The organism is Pantoea sp. SGAir0430, assembly GCF_043549295.1.
In genome coordinates, this window is sequence record NZ_CP039427.1 from 2,100,751 (window position 1) to 2,122,607 (window position 21,857).

General features: G+C 55.7%; 19 protein-coding genes, 2 tRNA genes and 3 rRNA genes. 11 read left to right on the forward strand and 13 right to left on the reverse strand.

Annotated elements, in window-relative coordinates:
- Positions 1-29 precede the first annotated feature (29 nt).
- A complete protein-coding gene (gloB, locus tag E7738_RS10195) occupies positions 30-785 on the forward strand; it encodes a hydroxyacylglutathione hydrolase (RefSeq protein WP_394515591.1) in 756 nt (251 codons plus the stop codon).
- 71 nt (positions 786-856) lie between these two features.
- The gene (gene mltD, locus E7738_RS10200) at positions 857-2,233 is read left to right on the forward strand and encodes a murein transglycosylase D (protein WP_031279674.1); all 1,377 of its coding nucleotides are present in this window, start codon (positions 857-859) and stop codon (positions 2,231-2,233) included.
- A gap of 172 nt (positions 2,234-2,405) precedes the next feature.
- On the opposite strand, the gene E7738_RS10205 is transcribed toward mltD, so the two are convergent.
- Entirely contained in the window at positions 2,406-3,206 is an 801-nt protein-coding gene (locus E7738_RS10205) for an endonuclease/exonuclease/phosphatase family protein (RefSeq protein WP_031279675.1), read from the reverse strand.
- A gap of 148 nt (positions 3,207-3,354) precedes the next feature.
- On the reverse strand, positions 3,355-4,533 hold the full coding sequence (locus E7738_RS10210) for an MFS transporter (protein ID WP_222985738.1): 1,179 nt from the start codon (positions 4,531-4,533) through the stop codon (positions 3,355-3,357).
- A 100-nt stretch (positions 4,534-4,633) separates the two neighbouring features.
- On the opposite strand from E7738_RS10210, the gene yafC reads away from it, so the two are divergent.
- Entirely contained in the window at positions 4,634-5,542 is a 909-nt protein-coding gene (yafC, locus tag E7738_RS10215; protein ID WP_059010977.1) for a DNA-binding transcriptional regulator YafC, read from the forward strand.
- Positions 5,543-5,554: 12 nt separating this feature from the next.
- Here the strand turns inward: yafC and dkgB are convergent, their stop codons facing one another.
- The 7 genes from dkgB to gmhB all read right to left on the reverse strand — a co-directional run bounded on the left by dkgB (position 5,555) and on the right by gmhB (position 12,814).
- Positions 5,555-6,358 (reverse strand): 2,5-didehydrogluconate reductase DkgB, encoded by an 804-nt coding sequence (gene dkgB / locus E7738_RS10220; protein WP_021507313.1) that lies wholly within the window; start codon positions 6,356-6,358, stop codon positions 5,555-5,557.
- Positions 6,359-6,528: 170 nt separating this feature from the next.
- Positions 6,529-6,605: transfer RNA gene (locus E7738_RS10225), tRNA-Asp, on the reverse strand.
- A 100-nt stretch (positions 6,606-6,705) separates the two neighbouring features.
- Positions 6,706-6,821: ribosomal RNA gene (gene rrf / locus E7738_RS10230) — 5S ribosomal RNA — on the reverse strand.
- A 203-nt stretch (positions 6,822-7,024) separates the two neighbouring features.
- Positions 7,025-9,928, reverse strand: a 23S ribosomal RNA gene (locus E7738_RS10235).
- Between the two features lie 214 nt (positions 9,929-10,142).
- Positions 10,143-10,217: transfer RNA gene (locus E7738_RS10240), tRNA-Glu, on the reverse strand.
- 88 nt (positions 10,218-10,305) lie between these two features.
- A 16S ribosomal RNA gene (locus E7738_RS10245) occupies positions 10,306-11,847 on the reverse strand.
- The 16S, 23S and 5S rRNA genes sit together here with 2 tRNA genes alongside, the layout of an rRNA operon.
- A gap of 406 nt (positions 11,848-12,253) precedes the next feature.
- Positions 12,254-12,814 carry a D-glycero-beta-D-manno-heptose 1,7-bisphosphate 7-phosphatase gene (gene gmhB / locus E7738_RS10250; protein ID WP_394515592.1) on the reverse strand — a complete coding sequence of 187 codons (561 nt, stop codon included), beginning with the start codon at positions 12,812-12,814 and terminating at the stop codon, positions 12,254-12,256.
- A gap of 188 nt (positions 12,815-13,002) precedes the next feature.
- Between gmhB and metN the strand changes: the two genes are divergently transcribed.
- The 6 genes from metN to proS all read left to right on the forward strand — a co-directional run bounded on the left by metN (position 13,003) and on the right by proS (position 18,576).
- Entirely contained in the window at positions 13,003-14,034 is a 1,032-nt protein-coding gene (gene metN / locus E7738_RS10255; protein ID WP_058759540.1) for a methionine ABC transporter ATP-binding protein MetN, read from the forward strand.
- Positions 14,027-14,680 carry a methionine ABC transporter permease MetI gene (locus E7738_RS10260; protein ID WP_021507464.1) on the forward strand — a complete coding sequence of 218 codons (654 nt, stop codon included), beginning with the start codon at positions 14,027-14,029 and terminating at the stop codon, positions 14,678-14,680. The genes metN and E7738_RS10260 overlap by 8 nt, the downstream gene beginning before the upstream one ends.
- 37 nt (positions 14,681-14,717) lie before the next feature.
- Entirely contained in the window at positions 14,718-15,533 is an 816-nt protein-coding gene (locus E7738_RS10265) for a MetQ/NlpA family lipoprotein (RefSeq protein WP_021507465.1), read from the forward strand.
- A gap of 127 nt (positions 15,534-15,660) precedes the next feature.
- Entirely contained in the window at positions 15,661-16,062 is a 402-nt protein-coding gene (gene rcsF / locus E7738_RS10270) for an Rcs stress response system protein RcsF (protein WP_021507466.1), read from the forward strand.
- Entirely contained in the window at positions 16,059-16,766 is a 708-nt protein-coding gene (gene tsaA / locus E7738_RS10275) for a tRNA (N6-threonylcarbamoyladenosine(37)-N6)-methyltransferase TrmO (protein ID WP_058774790.1), read from the forward strand. The genes rcsF and tsaA overlap by 4 nt, the downstream gene beginning before the upstream one ends.
- A 91-nt stretch (positions 16,767-16,857) precedes the next feature.
- The gene (gene proS / locus E7738_RS10280; RefSeq protein WP_058759538.1) at positions 16,858-18,576 is read left to right on the forward strand and encodes a proline--tRNA ligase; all 1,719 of its coding nucleotides are present in this window, start codon (positions 16,858-16,860) and stop codon (positions 18,574-18,576) included.
- Between the two features lie 32 nt (positions 18,577-18,608).
- Here proS and arfB read toward each other — a convergent pair whose 3' ends face one another.
- Positions 18,609-19,019 carry an alternative ribosome rescue aminoacyl-tRNA hydrolase ArfB gene (arfB, locus tag E7738_RS10285; RefSeq protein ID WP_021507469.1) on the reverse strand — a complete coding sequence of 137 codons (411 nt, stop codon included), beginning with the start codon at positions 19,017-19,019 and terminating at the stop codon, positions 18,609-18,611.
- Between the two features lie 216 nt (positions 19,020-19,235).
- Between arfB and E7738_RS10290 the strand changes: the two genes are divergently transcribed.
- Positions 19,236-19,436, forward strand: coding sequence for a YaeP family protein (locus tag E7738_RS10290; RefSeq protein WP_394515593.1), 201 nt, complete (start codon positions 19,236-19,238; stop codon positions 19,434-19,436).
- The gene (rof, locus tag E7738_RS10295) at positions 19,423-19,686 is read left to right on the forward strand and encodes a Rho-binding antiterminator (protein ID WP_394515594.1); all 264 of its coding nucleotides are present in this window, start codon (positions 19,423-19,425) and stop codon (positions 19,684-19,686) included. Before E7738_RS10290 ends, rof begins: the two co-directional genes overlap by 14 nt.
- Before the next feature lie 39 nt (positions 19,687-19,725).
- Here rof and E7738_RS10300 read toward each other — a convergent pair whose 3' ends face one another.
- From E7738_RS10300 to E7738_RS10310, 3 genes are read right to left on the reverse strand one after another with little or no spacing between them, the layout of a single operon-like run.
- Entirely contained in the window at positions 19,726-20,034 is a 309-nt protein-coding gene (locus E7738_RS10300; protein WP_058780481.1) for a c-type cytochrome, read from the reverse strand.
- A gap of 15 nt (positions 20,035-20,049) precedes the next feature.
- Positions 20,050-21,348 carry a tRNA lysidine(34) synthetase TilS gene (gene tilS / locus E7738_RS10305; RefSeq protein WP_394515595.1) on the reverse strand — a complete coding sequence of 433 codons (1,299 nt, stop codon included), beginning with the start codon at positions 21,346-21,348 and terminating at the stop codon, positions 20,050-20,052.
- Between the two features lie 54 nt (positions 21,349-21,402).
- Positions 21,403-21,792, reverse strand: coding sequence for a VOC family protein (locus E7738_RS10310; RefSeq protein ID WP_058770579.1), 390 nt, complete (start codon positions 21,790-21,792; stop codon positions 21,403-21,405).
- Positions 21,793-21,857 lie beyond the last annotated feature (65 nt).

The window sequence follows — 21,857 nt, forward strand, 5'->3', positions numbered from 1 at the left end:
TTCCTTTTTCTACGACCTGAGAGGTGTTTATGAATCTTACCAGTATTCCCGCGTTGCAGGATAACTACATCTGGACACTGAACGATGAACAGGGACGCTGTCTGATCGTCGATCCGGGTGAAGCCCGGCCGGTGCTGGAAAAAATTCATGCCAATCACTGGCAGCCGCAGGCCATTCTGCTGACCCATCATCATCACGATCACGTGGGCGGCGTTAGCGAACTGCTGGAGCACTATCCGCAACTTAAGGTTTATGGTCCGCAGGAGACCGCTAATAAAGGCGCGCGCACTATTCTCAGTGACGGTGATGAATTTACGCTGCTCGGGCTAAATTTCCGCGTCATCGCAACGCCTGGACACACTTTAGGACATATCTCATATTTCAGCTCACCTTATCTTTTTTGTGGCGATACGATGTTTTCGGGTGGCTGCGGACGACTGTTCGAAGGCACTGCGCAGCAAATGTTTGAGTCGTTTCAGGCGCTTAATCAACTCCCTGCCGATACGCTTATCTGCTGTGCGCATGAATACACTTTATCCAATATGAAGTTTGCTGCGGCTATTCTGCCTCAGGACCCGAAAATTTTGGCAAGGTATCAGCAAATTAAGGACTTACGCGCAGAAAATCGCATTACTTTGCCAACAAAACTGGCGCTGGAGCGTGAAATAAATTTATTCCTGCGTACGCAAGATCCTGATTTGCAAAAGGCTTTGGGCATTAATGTGTCGTCGGCTCCGTTATGGCAGACTTTTGCCGATCTACGCGAGAAGAAAGACCGTTTTTGATATTTCTGGTTGTGTTGTGCCGGTCGCTAACGTATAGTTGCTCGTCTTTTAAGCGAACTATTGACACACACATGAAGGCTAAAGCGATATTACTCGCCTCGGTCTTGCTGGTTGGATGTCAGGCATCAAGGAATGACGCCAGTATCCCGGTACAGCATGCACAGAGTCTGTCTTCAGCTGGTCAAGGTGAAAATGGAAAGTACGGAGATCGCTTGTTGTCGCCGCGCTGGCAAGATGATGGAACCAGCCTCGCAGAAGACACTGATCTCTGGAATCACATTAGTGACGAGTTGAAGATGGGGATTCCGGAAAACCCGCGAATCCGCGAACAAAAAACAAAGTACTTAAAAAATAAGAGCTATCTCCACGATGTAACATTACGGGCAGAGCCGTACATGTACTGGATTGTCGAGCAGATACAGAAACGTAAAATGCCGATGGAACTGGTACTGCTACCCATAGTGGAGAGCGCTTTTGACCCACACGCAACCTCTTCTGCGAATGCCGCTGGCATCTGGCAGATCGTTGCGCAAACGGGCAAAAACTATGGTTTGAAACAGAACCAATGGTACGACGGACGCCGCGATGTGGTGGCCTCAACCAAAGTTGCGCTGGATATGATGCAACGTCTGAACGGCATGTTTGACGGTGACTGGTTACTGACTATCGCCGCCTATAACAGCGGTGAAGGACGTGTGCTGAAGGCGATGAAACAGAACAAGGCGCGCGGTAAGCCGACCGACTTCTGGCATTTATCGCTGCCACGCGAGACTACGGTTTACGTACCTAAAATGCTGGCCCTGAGTGATATTCTCAAGAACAGCAAGCGTTACGGTATTAAGCTGCCAACCGCGAATGAGAGCCGTGCACTGGCTCGCGTTGAAGTGGGACAGCAGATTGAACTGACGCAGGCCGCAGATATGGCCGGTATGTCGCTCAGCAAGCTGAAGACATTCAATGCCGGGTATAAAAACGGCACCACCGCGCCAAACGGACCGCACTATATTATGGTGCCAAAGTCCAACGTGGCTCAGCTGCGTAATTCGCTGGCTTCCGGTGATATTGCTGCGGTACAGCCCGGCGAGCTGGCGAAAGTCAGCGCTGCAGGCAATAGCTATAAGGTCCGCAAAGGCGACACCTTATCGGGCATTGCCAGTAAGCTTGGTGTGAGCGTTAGTGCACTGAAGCAGCAGAATAACCTGCGCAGTGCGTCAGTACGCATCGGTCAGACACTGACCGTTGGCAGCAAAGCTGGCGCGTCGCAGCTGGCGGATAACGGCAACAGCATCACCTACCGTGTACGTAAGGGTGATTCTTTTGCCAGTATCGCCAAACGTCACGGTGTTAACACCAAAGACGTGATGCGCTGGAACAGTGACGCTAAAGACATTCAGCCCGGCGACAAGCTGACGCTGTTTGTGAAGAATAGCGCAACACCTGATACCTGATGCACCGAAAAGGCTGACTTTTGTCAGCCTTTTTCATTATTTACCTTTTCCCGTTCCCGCAGTCAGACACACTCACGCGTAAACCTCAATGCCTTTAGCAGCCTGAAGTGGCTATTGAGCAGGATGCGGCTTCAGCGCTGTGAATCATTCGCTTTGGCGTGCCGCACTTAGCTTAGCGTTTAGCCGCGCCGGGACTGAATTCAACCAGCAGAGGATTATGGTCAGAGGCACGTGTCACCAGCACCGACGCCTCGCTGACTTTCATGTCGCGGTAAAAGACAAAGTCCAGCGGGCGGCCGAAGGCTTTGCGTCGATGATCATCAGTAAAGTTTACTTCGCGCAGCGCCATCTCACGGGCAAAGCGGTAGAGCGCGTTCATACGCTGACGGCTCCAGGCATTGAAGTCGCCGGCCATGATCACCGGCCCGCGATGATGCTGGATTTGCTCGCCAATCGGCCCCAGCTGTTTGCTGTACACATCAACGCCGAGGCTGAAATTGACCGCATGAATGTTGACCACCATCAGCATTTCGCCGGTGGGAAGCGGATAGGCAGTGACCAGAGCGGATTTAGACAGCCTCAGTAGCGGCTCACGCTCACGCAGCGGACAGCAGTAGACCGGATGGGCAGAAGCCAGCGTCATGACGCCAGAGGGGTGTTGTGGCAGCACAAAGGCCGGTACCTGATCGGCCGCAAGATAATTGCTGGTGGCGAACTGCACCAGTTCCGGTGTGGTCTGCGCCTCCTGCAGCAGCACCAGATGGGCATCTTTGCCGAAGCCCTGCAGTACTGACATCCAGTCTGCCCGCTGCTGTTTGAAGATATTCCACACCAGCACGCGCAGGGTTGGGTCGGCTGGCAGCGGTGCACCGGGCGGTAACGCCTGCCCAAGATGCAGCATCGCCCCTGGCGGAAAAATCCGCTCAGCAGGCTGACCTGCTACATACCGCATTGCATAAGTTTTTTTTCGCACTGTCCCGCCTGGCTGATTTACGACTACAACTTCACCTGACTGTTATAGGGATTTTAGCGCGGGGTTTCAATTGCTGTTATTGATTGTCGGAATTCGCCTCACAGCCAGCAACGGCAACAGCCCGCCATACGGCAGGCTGTTGTGCGGCTTATTCAATGATGGCTGCCGTGCGCGGCTTATCCAGCTGGCCACTGAGGCGGACCAGCAGCAGAGCCGCAAACACGATGACGGCACCCACCCATGGCGTCTGCGCCAGACCGTAATGTTCCACGATGTGACCGCCGACGGTTGAACCCAGTGCGATGCCAATATTAAAGGCCGCGATATTCAGCCCGGACGCGACATCAACTGCGCCTGGCGCATAGTGTTCAGCCTTTTGCACCACGTAAACCTGCAGGCCAGGTACGTTAGCAAAGGCAAAGACGCCCATCACCAGCACCGTGAGCAGCGCGGGGTAATGCATGCTAGCGGTGAACTGGAATACCACTAACAGAATGGCCAGCGCGATAAAAATCAGCGTCAGCGCCGGTACCGCACCGCGGCGATCGGCCAGCCTGCCGCCCCAGATATTCCCGATCGCCACCGCAATACCGTACCCCAGCAGCACACCGCTGACGGCGGTCGGCGAGAAACCGGCCAGTGACTGCATCATCGGTGCCAGGAAGGTAAAGGTGGTAAAGATGCCACCGTAGCCCAGCGCGGTAATCGCGTAGATCAGCAGCAGACGCGGATTGATCATTACCGCGGCCTGCTGTGCCAGGGAGGTGGCAGGCGGCTGTGCGATGTTACGCGGTACCAGTATCATACTGCTGACCAGTGCAATCACACCCAGCAGAGAGACCGCCAGAAAACTTTCACGCCAGCCAAAGTGCTGGCCAATCAGTGTGCCAAGCGGTACGCCGGTGACCAGCGCCACGGTTAAGCCGCCAAACATGATAGCTATCGCACTGGCGGCCTTCTCTTTGCTTACCAGGCTGGTCGCAATGGTTGAGCCGACGGAGAAGAAAACACCGTGCGCCAGTCCGGTCAGCAGACGCGCCATCACCAGCGTTTCATAGTTGGGTGCCAGCCAGGCCACCAGATTACCGACGGTAAACAGCGCCATCAGCCCCATCAGCAACTGCTTGCGCGGCAGCTTGCCGGTTAAGGCGGTGAGCACTGGCGCACCGACGGCTACGCCAAGCGCGTAGATGGATACCAGCATCCCGGCAGAAGGTAACGTAATGCTGAGCTGTTCAGCGATGGTCGGAATCAGCCCGACGATAACAAACTCGGTGGTTCCGATAGCGAAGGCGCTGATGGTCAGCGCCCAGAGTGCAAGTGGCATGGTTGACTCCCAATAATGTTTTGATGGGCGCCATTATCGACTCGTGCTTTAATAACAAAAAGAAGCAAAGTAACAATAAACTTTTGCCTGAGGAGGCATAATGAAGGCATCTTCAGAGGAGTTAAAAGTCTTTATCGCTGTGGTGGAAAGCGGCAGTTTTAGCCGTGCAGCGGAGCAGTTACAGATGGCCAATTCAGCGGTGAGCCGCACGGTGAAGAAGCTGGAGAACAAGCTTGGCGTGTCGCTGCTGACGCGTACCACCCGTCAGCTGGCGCTGACTTACGAAGGCGAACTCTATTTCCGGCGCGTGCAGAAGCTGATCCTTGAGATGGCGACAGCAGAGAATGAGCTGATTGAGCGCCAGCAGGCGCCACAGGGCGTGCTGCGTATCGACGCGGCAACACCGGTGATCCTTAACCTGCTGATGCCGATGATTAAGCCTTTTCGCGAGCGCTATCCGGCGGTCACGCTATCGCTAATCTCCTCTGAAAGCTTTATCAACCTGATCGATCGTAAAGTGGATGTCGCTATTCGTGCCGGGGATTTAACCGACTCCACGCTGCGTGCCCGGCTGCTGTTCACCAGCTATCGTAAAATGGTCGCTACGCCAGCTTATCTGGCGAAATATGGCACGCCGGCGTCGGTGGAGGCGCTGGCACAGCATCAGTGCCTCGGCTTTGTCGAGACGCCTCGTCTTAATCGCTGGCCCGTGTCGGCCAATGGCAGCGATCTGTATGAAATTGACGCGGCGATGTCATCTAACAGCGGAGAGACGATCAAGCAGCTGTGCCTGAACGATCAGGGTATCGCCTGCCTGTCGGACTTTATGGTGAATGCGGAAATTGCGGCGGGCACTTTTGCTGAGGTGCTGGCGCACCAGTCGGTACCGGTTGAGATGCCTTTTAATGCGGTGTATTACAGCGATTTAGGGGTGAGCCAGCGCGTGCGGGCCTTTATTGATTTTCTCAGCGAGTGGGTCAGAGATCAGCCCTGGCGCGTGCAGGGCTGATGCATGGGAGAATTAATCCCAGTCTGGTGCCAGGCCTTCCGGGCTGACCAGACGCTGCTGGCGATCCAGCGCGGCGATCTGCGCCATGTCGTCCGCATCCAGTTTCAGATCCTGCGCCGCCATATTGCTGGCCAGGTTCTCACGTTTGGTTGAGGAGGGGATCACGGCATAACCCAGTGCCAGTGCCCACGCCAGGACGACCTGCGCGGGTGTGGCCTGATGTTTCTGCGCAATCTGCATTATCACCTGTTCTTTTAACGCTTCGCCATACGCCAGCGTCATGTATGAAGTGATATGAATGCCCTGCTGTTTCGCGAAGTCCACGACCTGGCGATTTTGCAGGAACGGGTGCAGTTCAATCTGGTTGGTCGCAATGTTCTCTGCGCCCACAGCGGCAATGGCCTCTTTCATCAGGGCAATCGGGAAGTTAGAGATACCAACCTGACGCGTCAGTCCCGCCTCTTTCGCGGCCATCAATGCCTGCATGCTCTCTTTGACCGATACCGCTGCACCCGGCGATGGCCAGTGAATCAGCGTCAAATCGACATAGTCGGTACGCAGTTTTGCCAGGCTCTGCTGCAGGCTGGGGATCAGTTTGTCGGCGGCGAGATTCTCAATCCAGATTTTAGTGGTGATAAACAGCTCATCACGTGCCACGCCGCTTTCAGCAATAGCCTGACCTACGGCAGCTTCGTTTTCATAAATTTGAGCGGTATCGATAGTACGATAACCGAGTTCCAGTGCGGTTTTCACTGAATGAATAACGACATCGTCCTGCAGACGAAATGTTCCTAAACCAAAAGCGGGGATTGTCATGTTTTCCTCATCATTGCGTTGAATGTTGCGATGAGGCGTATTGTGGCAGGATTATTGTTGCTGAAAAATCCGCTTATGAGCAGAGGAATTTTGCGTTTTACTCAACAATGGCAGGTTTTTAGCGGATATGAAAAAGCCCTGACTTCGCAGTCAGGGCTTCTCAATTTAAGTGGCGGAACGGACGGGGCTCGAACCCGCGACCCCCTGCGTGACAGGCAGGTATTCTAACCAACTGAACTACCGCTCCACCGATTCTGTACTGATATCAGACCGTCGCTGATTTCAGGTGTTTCGCCCTTTCCGCGTCACCGGGAAGGTCACGACCCGACTAGGGGTCTTAAATTGATGCCTGGCAGTTCCCTACTCTCGCATGGGGAGGCCCCACACTACCATCGGCGCTACGGCGTTTCACTTCTGAGTTCGGCATGGGGTCAGGTGGGACCACCGCGCTGTTGCCGCCAGGCAAATTCTGGTGCGCGAAACGAATCTTTTTCACTGATGCCGCGTTGGCCGCCCTCGCAAAGTCAGTCACATACTTCTGTATGCTCCTTCCTTTCCTTCGGCCTGCCGCCTCGCCTCAGCGCAAAATCTTTCGTTTCCGCTAATTTTTCCGTCACAAGCTGAAAATTCTTTCGGTCTCTCAGACCAAAACGCCTCTGGCGTTGTAAGGTTAAGCCTCACGGGTCATTAGTACCGGTTAGCTCAACGCATCGCTGCGCTTACACACCCGGCCTATCAACGTCGTCGTCTTCAACGTCCCTTCAGGACCCTTAAAGGGTCAGGGAGAACTCATCTCGGGGCAAGTTTCGTGCTTAGATGCTTTCAGCACTTATCTCTTCCGCACTTAGCTACCGGGCAGTGCCATTGGCATGACAACCCGAACACCAGCGGTGCGTTCACTCCGGTCCTCTCGTACTAGGAGCAACCCCCCTCAATTCTCCAGCGCCCACGGCAGATAGGGACCGAACTGTCTCACGACGTTCTAAACCCAGCTCGCGTACCACTTTAAACGGCGAACAGCCGTACCCTTGGGACCTACTTCAGCCCCAGGATGTGATGAGCCGACATCGAGGTGCCAAACACCGCCGTCGATATGAACTCTTGGGCGGTATCAGCCTGTTATCCCCGGAGTACCTTTTATCCGTTGAGCGATGGCCCTTCCATTCAGAACCACCGGATCACTATGACCTGCTTTCGCACCTGCTCGAGCCGTCACTCTCGCAGTCAAGCTGGCTTATGCCATTGCACTAACCTCCTGATGTCCGACCAGGATTAGCCAACCTTCGTGCTCCTCCGTTACGCTTTGGGAGGAGACCGCCCCAGTCAAACTACCCACCAGACACTGTCCGCAGCCCGGATTACGGGCCTACGTTAGAACATCAAACATTAAAGGGTGGTATTTCAAGGTTGGCTCCACGCAGACTGGCGTCCGCGCTTCAAAGCCTCCCACCTATCCTACACATCAAGGCTCAATGTTCAGTGTCAAGCTATAGTAAAGGTTCACGGGGTCTTTCCGTCTTGCCGCGGGTACACTGCATCTTCACAGCGATTTCAATTTCACTGAGTCTCGGGTGGAGACAGCCTGGCCATCATTACGCCATTCGTGCAGGTCGGAACTTACCCGACAAGGAATTTCGCTACCTTAGGACCGTTATAGTTACGGCCGCCGTTTACCGGGGCTTCGATCAAGAGCTTCTCCTTGCGGATAACCCCATCAATTAACCTTCCGGCACCGGGCAGGCGTCACACCGTATACGTCCACTTTCGTGTTTGCACAGTGCTGTGTTTTTAATAAACAGTTGCAGCCAGCTGGTATCTTCGACTGGCCTCGGCTCCGGGAGCAAGTCCCTTCACCTACGCGCCAGCGTGCCTTCTCCCGAAGTTACGGCACCATTTTGCCTAGTTCCTTCACCCGAGTTCTCTCAAGCGCCTTGGTATTCTCTACCTGACCACCTGTGTCGGTTTGGGGTACGATTTCGTGTTACCTGGAGCTTAGAGGCTTTTCCTGGAAGCAGGGCATCAGTTACTTCACCGCCGTAGCGGCTCGTCGTCACGCCTCAGTGTTAAAGAAGACCGGATTTGCCTGGTCTTCACACCTGCACGCTTAAACCGGGACAACCGTCGCCCGGATAACCTAGCCTTCTCCGTCCCCCCTTCGCAGTAACACCAAGTACAGGAATATTAACCTGTTTCCCATCGACTACGCTTTTCAGCCTCGCCTTAGGGGTCGACTCACCCTGCCCCGATTAACGTTGGACAGGAACCCTTGGTCTTCCGGCGAGCGGGCTTTTCACCCGCTTTATCGTTACTTATGTCAGCATTCGCACTTCTGATACCTCCAGCATGCCTCACAGCACACCTTCAGCGGCTTACAGAACGCTCCCCTACCCAACAACACATAGTGTCGCTGCCGCAGCTTCGGTGCATGGTTTAGCCCCGTTACATCTTCCGCGCAGGCCGACTCGACCAGTGAGCTATTACGCTTTCTTTAAATGATGGCTGCTTCTAAGCCAACATCCTGGCTGTCTGTGCCTTCCCACATCGTTTCCCACTTAACCATGACTTTGGGACCTTAGCTGGCGGTCTGGGTTGTTTCCCTCTTCACGACGGACGTTAGCACCCGCCGTGTGTCTCCCGTGATAACATTCTCCGGTATTCGCAGTTTGCATCGGGTTGGTAAGCCGGGATGGCCCCCTAGCCGAAACAGTGCTCTACCCCCGGAGATGAGTTCACGAGGCGCTACCTAAATAGCTTTCGGGGAGAACCAGCTATCTCCCGGTTTGATTGGCCTTTCACCCCCAGCCACAAGTCATCCGCTAATTTTTCAACATTAGTCGGTTCGGTCCTCCAGTTAGTGTTACCCAACCTTCAACCTGCCCATGGCTAGATCACCGGGTTTCGGGTCTATACCCTGCAACTTAACGCCCAATTAAGACTCGGTTTCCCTTCGGCTCCCCTATGCGGTTAACCTTGCTACAGAATATAAGTCGCTGACCCATTATACAAAAGGTACGCAGTCACCTAACAAGTAGGCTCCCACTGCTTGTACGTACACGGTTTCAGGTTCTGTTTCACTCCCCTCGCCGGGGTTCTTTTCGCCTTTCCCTCACGGTACTGGTTCACTATCGGTCAGTCAGGAGTATTTAGCCTTGGAGGATGGTCCCCCCATGTTCAGACAGGATACCACGTGTCCCGCCCTACTCGTCGGACTCACAACTCATGCATCTTCGTGTACGGGGCTGTCACCCGGTATCGCGCGACTTTCCAGACGCTTCCACTGATGCACAAGCTGATTCAGGTCCTGGGCTGCTCCCCGTTCGCTCGCCGCTACTGGGGGAATCTCGGTTGATTTCTTTTCCTCGGGGTACTTAGATGTTTCAGTTCCCCCGGTTCGCCTCGTTTGACTATGTATTCATCAAACGATAATGCACAAGTGCATTGGGTTTCCCCATTCGGACATCGACGGCTGTAGCGGTTCATATCACCTCACCGTCGCTTTTCGCAGATTAGCACGTCCTTCATCGCCTCTGACTGCCAGGGCATCCACCGTGTACGCTTAGTCGCTTAACCTCACAACCCACAGGCGTTTTGCAACGCTGCGGACTGCAAGCATTTGAGAGACTCGAACGCATCGCCATTTCATTCTTATTACGGAGAATGAACACGACGCATCGTTTCAAATTTTCAGCTTGTTCCGGATTGTTAAAGAGCAATATCTCAAACACGACGTTACCGTCAGTTTTGAGATATTCTGTGGAGACACCTTTCACCTGTCACCAAGCAGTGGCGTCCCCTAGGGGATTCGAACCCCTGTTGCCGCCGTGAAAGGGCGGAGTCCTAACCGCTAGACGAAGGGGACACAAAGTGTCACGACTTCGCAGCCGTCCTGCTCGTTACTTTTCTATCAGACAATCTGTGTGAGCACTTCGCGGGAAGGTATCTTCAGGTAAGGAGGTGATCCAACCGCAGGTTCCCCTACGGTTACCTTGTTACGACTTCACCCCAGTCATGAATCACAAAGTGGTAAGCGCCCTCCCGAAGGTTAAGCTACCTACTTCTTTTGCAACCCACTCCCATGGTGTGACGGGCGGTGTGTACAAGGCCCGGGAACGTATTCACCGTAGCATTCTGATCTACGATTACTAGCGATTCCGACTTCATGGAGTCGAGTTGCAGACTCCAATCCGGACTACGACGCACTTTATGAGGTCCGCTTGCTCTCGCGAGGTCGCTTCTCTTTGTATGCGCCATTGTAGCACGTGTGTAGCCCTGGCCGTAAGGGCCATGATGACTTGACGTCATCCCCACCTTCCTCCGGTTTATCACCGGCAGTCTCCTTTGAGTTCCCGGCCGAGCCGCTGGCAACAAAGGATAAGGGTTGCGCTCGTTGCGGGACTTAACCCAACATTTCACAACACGAGCTGACGACAGCCATGCAGCACCTGTCTCAGAGTTCCCGAAGGCACCAAAGCATCTCTGCTAAGTTCTCTGGATGTCAAGGCCAGGTAAGGTTCTTCGCGTTGCATCGAATTAAACCACATGCTCCACCGCTTGTGCGGGCCCCCGTCAATTCATTTGAGTTTTAACCTTGCGGCCGTACTCCCCAGGCGGTCGACTTAACGCGTTAGCTCCGGAAGCCACGCCTCAAGGGCACAACCTCCAAGTCGACATCGTTTACGGCGTGGACTACCAGGGTATCTAATCCTGTTTGCTCCCCACGCTTTCGCACCTGAGCGTCAGTCTTCGTCCAGGGGGCCGCCTTCGCCACCGGTATTCCTCCAGATCTCTACGCATTTCACCGCTACACCTGGAATTCTACCCCCCTCTACGAGACTCAAGCCTGCCAGTTTCAAATGCAGTTCCCAGGTTAAGCCCGGGGATTTCACATCTGACTTAACAGACCGCCTGCGTGCGCTTTACGCCCAGTAATTCCGATTAACGCTTGCACCCTCCGTATTACCGCGGCTGCTGGCACGGAGTTAGCCGGTGCTTCTTCTGCGGGTAACGTCAATCGGCAAGGTTATTAACCTCACCGCCTTCCTCCCCGCTGAAAGTACTTTACAACCCGAAGGCCTTCTTCATACACGCGGCATGGCTGCATCAGGCTTGCGCCCATTGTGCAATATTCCCCACTGCTGCCTCCCGTAGGAGTCTGGACCGTGTCTCAGTTCCAGTGTGGCTGGTCATCCTCTCAGACCAGCTAGGGATCGTCGCCTAGGTGAGCCATTACCCCACCTACTAGCTAATCCCATCTGGGCACATCCGATGGTGTGAGGCCCGAAGGTCCCCCACTTTGGTCTTGCGACGTTATGCGGTATTAGCTACCGTTTCCAGTAGTTATCCCCCTCCATCGGGCAGTTTCCCAGACATTACTCACCCGTCCGCCACTCGCCACCCAAAGAGCAAGCTCTTCTGTGCTGCCGTTCGACTTGCATGTGTTAGGCCTGCCGCCAGCGTTCAATCTGAGCCATGATCAAACTCTTCAATTTAAGTTTGATTTGCTGCAACGAGTGCAGCGATGCTCTGTGAATTAAACTTCGTAATGAATTACGTGTTCACTCAGCAAAGACTTGATATTTTTTTACGTCCGGAGACGCTGATATCAATCCTGCGAGTGCCCACACAGATTGTCTGATAAATTGTTAAAGAGCGGTGCGACGCGGCGTTCGGCCTGCTGTCGCGAGGTGGCGTATATTACGCTTTCCTCCTTCAGAGTCAAACACTTTTTTCAGCGTTTTTCTCCGGCGGGGTGAATCACTTCACGCCCTGCTGAGCCGTCTGCGTTGCCGCTTTGCCGTCTCAGTGGTGGCGCATTATAGGGCGAACTTATGGAAGCGCAAGTGCAAATTTCAACTTTTTTACTGTTCGCTTAAGATTTGTGCAGAAGGCCTGATTTCAGGCCTTTTTCATGTGCGCCGGCAGCTCTGCGAGACTATCAATCACCCAGTCCGCAGCCGCTTCGCCTTCGGCGGTTACCGGCTTACCACTGCGCACCAGCACTTTGGTTCCCACGCCTGCCGCCTGCGCTGCCAGCATATCTTCCAGCTTATCGCCCACCATATAAGAAGCCGCCATATTGATGTTCAGGTGTTTCTGCGCCGAAAGCAGCATGCCCGGTTGCGGCTTGCGGCAATCGCAAGTCTGACGGTACTCCACGACCGTTGCATCAGGCAGATGCGGACAGAAATAGATGCCGTCGAGATCGACATCGCGATCGGCCAGTGACCAGTCCATCCACTCGGTGAGTTGCATAAACTGATCTTCGGTAAACATGCCGCGCGCGATGCCAGACTGGTTGGTCACCAGCACCAGCGCGTAGCCCATCTTCTTTAACGCCTGCAGCGCTTCAATGGTGCCATCAATAAACTGAAAATTATCGATCTCATGAACATAGCCGTGATCGACATTCAGGGTGCCATCACGATCGAGAAAAATAGCCGGGACTGGGTTCGCCACGTAGAAACTCCTGCTGCAAATAGTGCCGCGCAGTATCGCATGATTGCGCATACCGTGAGAATGGCAGATTGAATGACTTTGATTGATTTAGCCGTCTGGATGCCTTACCATCCATCCAGATTTCGCCTGCCCCGGCGGCGCGAAGACCGATACACCACGGACAACGCAACACGATAACAATTAAACTAATGATTAAACTCGAAAATATCACCAAAGTGTTCCAGCAAGGTTCACGCACTATTCAGGCGTTGTCAAACGTTAGCCTGCACGTGCCTGCCGGACAGATTTATGGCGTCATCGGTTCATCCGGTGCCGGTAAAAGTACGCTCATCCGCTGCGTCAACCTGCTGGAGCGCCCGACATCCGGCCGCGTGCTGGTTGACGGTCAGGATCTCACCGCGCTCTCTTCCGGGCAGTTAACGCTGGCGCGCCGCCAGATTGGCATGATCTTCCAGCACTTCAACCTGATGAACTCCCGCACCGTGTCGGGCAACGTTGCGCTGCCGCTTGAGCTGGGTAACCTGTCACGCGAAGCGATCAAAAAGCGCGTCAGCGAACTGCTGGAGCTGGTCGGTCTGGCGGACAAACACGACAGCTGGCCGGCGAATCTGTCCGGCGGTCAGAAACAGCGCGTCGCGATTGCCCGTGCGCTGGCCAGCAATCCGAAGGTCCTGCTGTGTGATGAAGCCACCAGCGCGCTGGACCCGGCCACTACCCGCTCGATTCTGGAGCTGCTGAAAGACATCAACCGTCGGCTCGGCATCACTATTCTGCTGATTACTCACGAGATGGATGTGGTGAAACGCATCTGCGATCAGGTAGCGGTGATCAGCAACGGCGAACTGATTGAAAAAGACAGCGTCAGCGAAGTGTTCTCGCATCCGAAAACGCCCCTGGCCCAGCAGTTTATTCAGTCAACGTTGCATCTGGATATTCCGGATGATTACCAGCAGCGCATGCAGGCGAGCGCGGGCAGCGAGAGCGTGCCACTGCTGCGGCTGGAGTTCACCGGTAAATCGGTGGATGCGCCGCTGCTGTCAGAAGCCGCGCGCCGTTTCAACGTCAATAACAACATTATCAGTGCCCAGATGGATTACGCCGGTGGCGTGAAGTTCGGCATCATGCTGGCCGAAATGGACGGCAGTGAAACAGATACACAAGCCGCTATTGCCTGGCTGAAAGAAAATCATGTGAAAGTAGAGGTGCTGGGTTATGTCTGAAGCGATGCTGTGGTTACTGACGCGTGGCGTCTGGGAAACGCTGATGATGACCTTCGTTTCTGGTTTCTTTGGCTTTGTGCTTGGCCTGCCGGTTGGCGTACTGCTGTACGTCACGCGTCCGGGACAGATTCTGGCCAACACTGCGCTGTATCGCGTGCTGTCAGCCATCGTCAATATTTTCCGTTCTATTCCTTTCATTATCCTGCTGGTGTGGATGATTCCGTTTACCCGCGCCATCGTCGGCACCTCCATTGGTCTGCAGGCGGCCATCGTTCCGCTGACCGTGGGCGCGGCGCCGTTTATCGCCCGTATGGTGGAGAACGCGCTGCTTGAGTTGCCGACCGGACTGATTGAAGCCTCGCGCGCCATGGGTGCCACACCGCTGCAGATCGTGCGTAAAGTGCTGCTGCCGGAAGCGCTGCCAGGGCTGGTGAATGCCGCTACAATTACCCTGATTACGCTGGTGGGCTACTCCGCCATGGGTGGTGCTGTGGGCGCGGGCGGTCTGGGCCAGATTGGCTATCAGTATGGTTACATCGGCTATAACGCCACCGTGATGAATACCGTGCTGATTTTGCTGGTGGTGCTGGTGTATTTAATTCAGTTCTGTGGTGACCGCATCGTGCGTGCGGTGTCACATAAATAAGCAAACAACATCAATAGTCCTCTATTAAGGAAAGGATATGTCTTTCACATTTAAAAAGATTGCCGCTGTGGGTGCTCTGATTGGCGCGATTGCGCTGGCAGGATGCGATCAGAAAGAGAAAGATCCCAACCACATTAAAGTGGGTGTGATTGTCGGGGCTGAGCAGCAGGTTGCGGAAACTGCCGTGAAAGTCGCGAAAGAGAAATACGGTCTCGATGTTGAACTGGTTACCTTTAACGATTACGTGCTGCCTAACGAAGCGCTGAGCAAAGGCGATATTGACGTTAACGCCTTCCAGCACAAGCCGTACCTCGATCAGCAGATCAAAGACCGCGGCTACAAACTGGTGCCGGTCGGCAACACCTTCGTTTATCCGATTGCCGGCTACTCGAAAAAAATCAAATCGCTGGATGAGCTGCAGAACGGTGCGCAGATCGCTATCCCGAACGATCCAACCAACCTCGGTCGTTCTCTGCTGCTGCTGCAGAAAGTGGGCCTGATCAAACTGAAAGATGGCGTGGGCCTGCTGCCAACCTCACTGGATATCACTGAGAATCCAAAGAACCTGAAGATTGTTGAGCTGGAAGCGCCACAGCTGCCACGTTCACTCGACGATCAGCAGATTGCGCTGGCGGTGATCAACACCACTTACGCCAGCCAGATTGGCCTGACCCCGGCGAAGGACGGCATCTTCGTAGAAGATAAAGACTCGCCGTACGTGAACCTGATCGTTAGCCGTGAAGACAACAAAGACGCGGAGAACGTGAAGAAGTTTGTTGAGGCTTATCAGTCAGACGAAGTGTCTGAAGCCGCCAACAAAATCTTCAACGGCGGCGCAGTGAAAGGCTGGTAATTATCCCTTTCATGCGGTGCAGGGCGGCTTCGGCCGCCCTTTCTATTTCAGCATGTGGCAGCTGACTTGTTATTTCTGGTCGTCCTTGTTTCAATAACGCCACTTTTTATTACATGAGGATGTTGCCATGCGTTTTTTACCGCTCTGCTTGTTGGCATTGATGCTGACCGGGTGCGTGCGTGAATATCACCCAATAAGCAGTGCTCCGTCTCGCCCGCAGCAATCAACCAGCGAACCTCAGCGCAAACCGGCTGCGCGTCCGGCCCCGGTGAAGATCTATACCGATGCGACCGATCTGGTCAGCAATCCGTTCCGCGATCTGGGCGAAGTGTCGGGTGATGATTGCCAGAGCAGCACCCAGGACTCGCCGCCGAACCTCAACACCGCGCGTAAACGCCTGCAGATTAAAGCGGCTGGCATGAAAGCCAACGCCGTGCTGCTGCACAAGTGTGAAATTGTCTCCAGCACGCCAGGCTGCTATCGCCAGGCGGTATGCCAGGGTTCCGCGCTGAAAGTCTCCAATCAATGAGTGAATTTGCCTTTGCGCAAATCGGCGTGATCCGTTCGCCGTGGAAAGAGAAATTTGCCGTACCGCGCCAGCCAGGTCTGGTGCAGGACGGCGGTGGCGAACTGCATCTGCTGGCGCCGTACAATCAGCCTGAAGCGGTGCGTGGACTGGAGGCATTCAGCCATTTGTGGGTGCTGTTCGTCTTTCACCAGACCATGGCCGGCGGCTGGCGCCCAACCGTACGCCCGCCGCGCCTCGGCGGTAATGCCCGCATGGGCGTATTTGCCACCCGCTCGACCTTTCGCCCCAATCCTATCGGCATGTCGCTGGTTGAGCTCAAAGGCATCCGCTGCGAGCAGCAACAGGTGATTCTGCAATTAGGCAGCCTCGATTTGGTGGACGGCACCCCTGTGGTGGATATCAAGCCTTACCTGCCCTTCGCCGAAGCGCTGCCTGAGGCGCGCGCGGGTTTCGCCCAGAGCGCGCCCGACGCCAGCATGCCGGTGCGTTTCTCCGCGCAGGCGCAGCAGCAGTTGCAACAGCAGCAACGCCACTACCCGCAGCTGGCGCGCTTTATCACTGAAGTGCTGGCGCAGGATCCGCGCCCGGCTTATCGCAAAGGTGAAAGCCCTGGCCGTGAATATGCCGCCTGGCTGCTCGACTTTAATGTGCGCTGGCGCATTGACGCGGCGGGAACCGAGGTGATCGCGCTCGATCCGCGCTAAAACAAGCTTTTGAGTGACGGATCTCGCTGGTACACTAGCCGCCAGCAAATTTTTTGTTCGTATCCTTCCGTACAACTGGAATCGTAAATTAATGCGTACTACTCAATATCTGCTCTCCACCCTGAAGGAGACGCCTTCCGATGCTGAAGTGATCAGCCACCAGCTGATGCTGCGCGCCGGTATGATCCGCAAACTGGCTTCCGGTCTCTATACCTGGCTGCCGACCGGTATTCGCGTGCTGCGAAAAGTTGAAAACATCGTGCGCGAAGAGATGAACAACGCCGGTGCGATTGAGATCTCAATGCCGGTGGTTCAGCCAGCCGATCTGTGGGAAGAGAGCGGTCGCTGGGAGCAGTACGGCCCGGAGCTGCTGCGCATTAAAGACCGCCACGAACGTCCGTTTGTGCTGGGTCCGACCCATGAAGAAGTGGTCACCGACCTGATCCGCAACGAACTGAGCTCCTATAAGCAGCTGCCGCTCAACGTCTATCAGATCCAGACCAAATTCCGTGATGAAGTACGCCCGCGTTTTGGCGTGATGCGTTCGCGCGAATTCATCATGAAGGATGCGTATTCGTTCCACACCTCGCAGGAGTCGCTGCAGGAAACTTACGATGCGATGTACCGCGCCTACAGCCAGAGCTTCAGCCGCATGGGGCTGGATTTCCGTGCCGTGCAGGCCGATACCGGTTCGATTGGCGGCAGCGGCTCGCATGAATTCCAGGTGCTGGCGCAGAGTGGTGAAGATGATGTGATCTTCTCCAGCGAGTCCGATTACGCGGCCAACATTGAGAAAGCCGAAGCGCTGGCACCTGCCGGTGAGCGCCCGGCGGCAACGCAGGCGCTGACGCAGTTCGCTACGCCAAACGCGAAAACCATCGCCGAGCTGGTCGAACAGCATCAGATCCCGGTAGAAAAAACGGTGAAAACGCTGATTGTGAAAGCCAGCGAAGAGAGCGGTCATTCGCTGGTTGCGCTGCTGTTACGCGGCGACCACGAGCTCAACGAAATCAAAGCCGAGCATCTGGACATTGTGGCCGCGCCACTGGAAATGGGCAGCGAGGAAGAGATTCGCGCCGCCATCGGTGCCGGTTTTGGCTCTCTCGGTCCGGTCGGTCTGACCATCCCGGTGATTGCTGACCGCACCGTGGCAAAAATGAGTGACTTCGCGGCAGGCGCCAACATTGATGGCCAGCACTATGCCGGCATCAACTGGGGCCGCGATCTGCCAGAAGCACGCGTAGAAGATATTCGTAACGTGGTAGAAGGCGATCCGAGCCCGGATGGCAAAGGCGTGCTGATGATTAAGCGCGGCATTGAAGTCGGCCACATCTTCCAGCTCGGCACCAAATATTCGGACGCGATGAAAGCAGCGGTACAGGGTGAAGATGGTCGCAACCAGATCATGACCATGGGCTGCTACGGTATCGGTATCACCCGCGTCGTGGCGGCGGCTATCGAACAGAACCACGACGAGCGCGGGATTATCTGGCCAGCGGCGCTGGCACCGTTCGAAGTGGCGATTCTGCCGATGAACATGCACAAATCCTTCCGCGTGAAAGAGCTGGCGGAACAGCTGTACAACGAGCTGCGCGCCAAAGGCATCGATGTCATTCTTGACGATCGTAAAGAGCGTCCGGGCGTGATGTTCGCCGATATGGAACTGATCGGCGTACCGCACACTATCGTGATTGGCGATCGCAACCTGGATAACCAGGAGATCGAGTACAAAGCCCGCGCCGCCAGCGAGAAGCAGATGATCAAGCAGCACGACATCGTCGACTTCCTCAGCCGCGCCCTCAACAAGTAATCCCCTGACGCCTCCTGCCGGAGGCGTTTTTTTTAGCGTAGCTTGCCGCGCAGCGCCTTCACATTGCTGCGTCGTGATTTACCTTCCAGCCGCCGCTCTCTGGACGCCCGCGTCGGGCGCGTCGCCCGGCGCACTTTCTCCACCGTCGTCAGCTCGCGTATCAGGTTGATTAGCCGCTGCAGCGCCGCTTCACGGTTCATCTCCTGGCTGCGATACTCCTGCGCTTTGATAATCACCACGCCATCGGCGCTGATCAAATGGTGGTTCGCCTCCAGCAGCCGCTGTTTATAAAACGGCGGTAGCGACGAGGCGTGAATATCGAAACGCAGATGGATAGCGGTCGACGTCTTATTGACGTGCTGGCCGCCCGCGCCCTGAGCGCGAATGGCACTGAGCTCCACTTCATTGTCCGCAATTGAAACACTACGTGACAGCACAATCATCTGCCACCTGCCGTTATCAGCGCGGTTGTATCCGGAAATAACCTGTTCATCAACTTAACCTTTTGTGCGCCGCCAGGCTGGCTGAGACCAGTGCTGGCTGTCACTTTTTGCCCTTTCTTTGCCACCTTCCCTGCGCCCCCTGGCTGATTTCCAGCGAACCCCTGTGATATAGTCGCATATCAACCAGAGTATTGATGCTCTGCTGAGGAGGTGTATGTGCAAAAGTATTGTGAGTTAGTTCGCCAGAAGTATGCCGGGATTGGCAGCGGCGACCTGGGGTATGTGCCAGACGCGATCGGATGCGCACTGAAAGCACTCAATGATATTGCCGCTAATTCTGCGCTAAACTCTTCTTTCAGGGAACAGGCAGCGTATGCCGCTGCAAACCTATTGGTGAGCGACTATGTTGACGAATGAAGCCTACAAACCCATCAACTGTGATGACTACGACAACCTCGAGCTCGCCTGTACCAAACACTGGACGCTGTCGCTGGAGCTCAAAAACGGCGACCAGGTGAAAGCGAAAGCCGTGGACATGGTCTCACGTAAAAACGTCGAGTATCTTGCGGTCGACCTCTCCGGTGAAACGCGCGAGCTGCGTCTCGACCACATCGCCAGCTTCAGCCATCCTGAGCTGGGCACCGTTATCGTCAGCGAAGACGAATAATCTCTCCCCGGGCGGGAAAGCTGTTCCCGCCCACCTCGCTTAAGGCTGCAGCGAAGCGTAGTACGCCGCTAAATCATCCATATCCTGATCGCTCAACCCGGCAACAAAGGCTTTCATCACCTCTGCCTGACCGCCACTGCGCTCGCCCTTTTTGTAGGCCTGCAGCGAATGCAGCAGGTAGGGCGCATGCTGCCCGGCCAGATTAGGGTAAAGCGGCACCGCGCTCTTACCTTCAGCGCCATGGCACGCCATACAGCTGGCGGCTTTCTGCGCGCCAGCCCTGACGTCGCCCTGCGCAAACGCCGGCAGCGCAGCAGCCAGTAGCGCCGCGACAATCCACTGTTTCATCATTGCTGTTCCTTTTTAGGGTGTTGACCAGATCGCCTGCCAGCCTTGCGTGTCGCCCGCCGCGCCGGCGCGGGTGACAAACAGCCCCGGCGCAGCAATCAGCGTCTGGTTGTAGTAAATCAACGGAATGCGTTCGCGCTGCCACGGCGGCACACCCAGCTCCTGCCACAGCTTTTTCATTTCGCGACCACCAGCCCGGCCGACAATATGGTGATAGCCGTGCGCCTGAAAGCGCACACTAACCTGCTCACCCGCCGCCGGCGGGCGCAGTTCCGCCAGCGCCGGACTGGCGTGCAGCTCGCCCAGTCCATCAGGCAAAATTAATGGCTGCGTCAGCGGCTGCCAGGTTAGCGAGTGCTGACTCAGCGAGTGCTGTCGCGGCAGCCAGTAGAGCCGTTCCCGGTAGCGCCGCAGTTCATGCGTGCCAAAACGCAGACACGGCTGCGCATCTTCGCGGCTGTGCATCACCTCATCGGTAATGCGCTGCAGCGCGTCGCGCGCGGGCATGGCGCCACCATGTTCGCCAATCCAGCGACGCAGCAGCGCATGCCGCCGCACTTCGCTACAGGCCAGCAGCGGCGGAAAGTGCAGCGCGCCTTGTGCATCGGTCAGCTGCGCTAACTGCTCGCTGAGCAGCTCATCCAGCAGTTGCTCCTGCTCGCCGCACAGCGCCGCGCTGCGGGCACTGGCAGCGCTGAAGTGCGGCCAGCGCGCCTGCAACAGCGGCAGCACGTCCTGACGCAGAAAATTGCGATCGTAGCGGCGGTCAACGTTGCTCTCATCGTCAATCCAGACCAGCTGGTGCCCGACAGCGTAAGCTTCCAGCTGCTGACGGCTGAGGTTAAGCAATGGGCGCAGATGCCAGTGGCCGTTAACCTGCCGCTGCTGCGGCATCGCCGCCAGACCAGCCGGACCGCTGCCGCGTTTCAGCGCCAGCAGCAGCGTTTCAGCCTGGTCATCGAGGTGCTGAGCAGTAAGTAAGTACTCACCGGATTGCAGATGACTAAATAACGCCTGATAGCGCGCCGTGCGGGCTGCGGCTTCGATCCCGCCGGCGCGAGCGTCCACCTGCACGCGCAGCACCTCGCAGGGAATGTGCCACTGCTGACACTGCTGCTGGCAGTGCGCCGCCCAGCGATCGGCGTTGGGGCTTAAACCATGATGCACATGTAATGCGCGCACGCGCAGCTGCGGCTGCTGGCGTTGCCAGCTCACTAACTGATGTAGCAGGACGCTGGAATCGAGCCCGCCGCTGAATGCCAGCACGCAGCGGGCATCGGCTGGCAGCAGCGCAGCAAGATGAGAAAAGGACATGCACGCATTCCGTTGAGGTGAACCGCCGGATTGCGGCTCACTGCGCGCGCTATTTTACGCCTGATACAGCTCCAGCGGCAAACCGTCCGGATCGGGGAAGAAAGTACAGGCTTTACCGGTGAGAGCATCGATGCGGATCGGCTCGCACACCACGCCCTTTTCTGCCAGCGCGGCAACCGACTGTTCGACATCATCCACACAAAACGCCAGATGGCGCAGCCCGCACGCTTCCGGCCCGCTGACGCGCGGCGGCGGCGCAGGAAATGAGAACAGCTCAATGGTATAGACGCCATTAAGGCCAAGATCGCCTTTCCATGAATCGCGCTCAGCGCGATAGTATTCACCCAGCAGCTCAAAGCCCAGCACGTCGCAGTAAAACGCCTTACTGCGCTGATAATCGGTGGCAATAATGGCGATGTGGTGGATCTGTTTTATCTGCAGCATAGCGGCTCCGAAAGTATTCTGAGCCGCTTAGCCTACGTGCCCGGCGCGGCGCTGAAAAGAGGCAA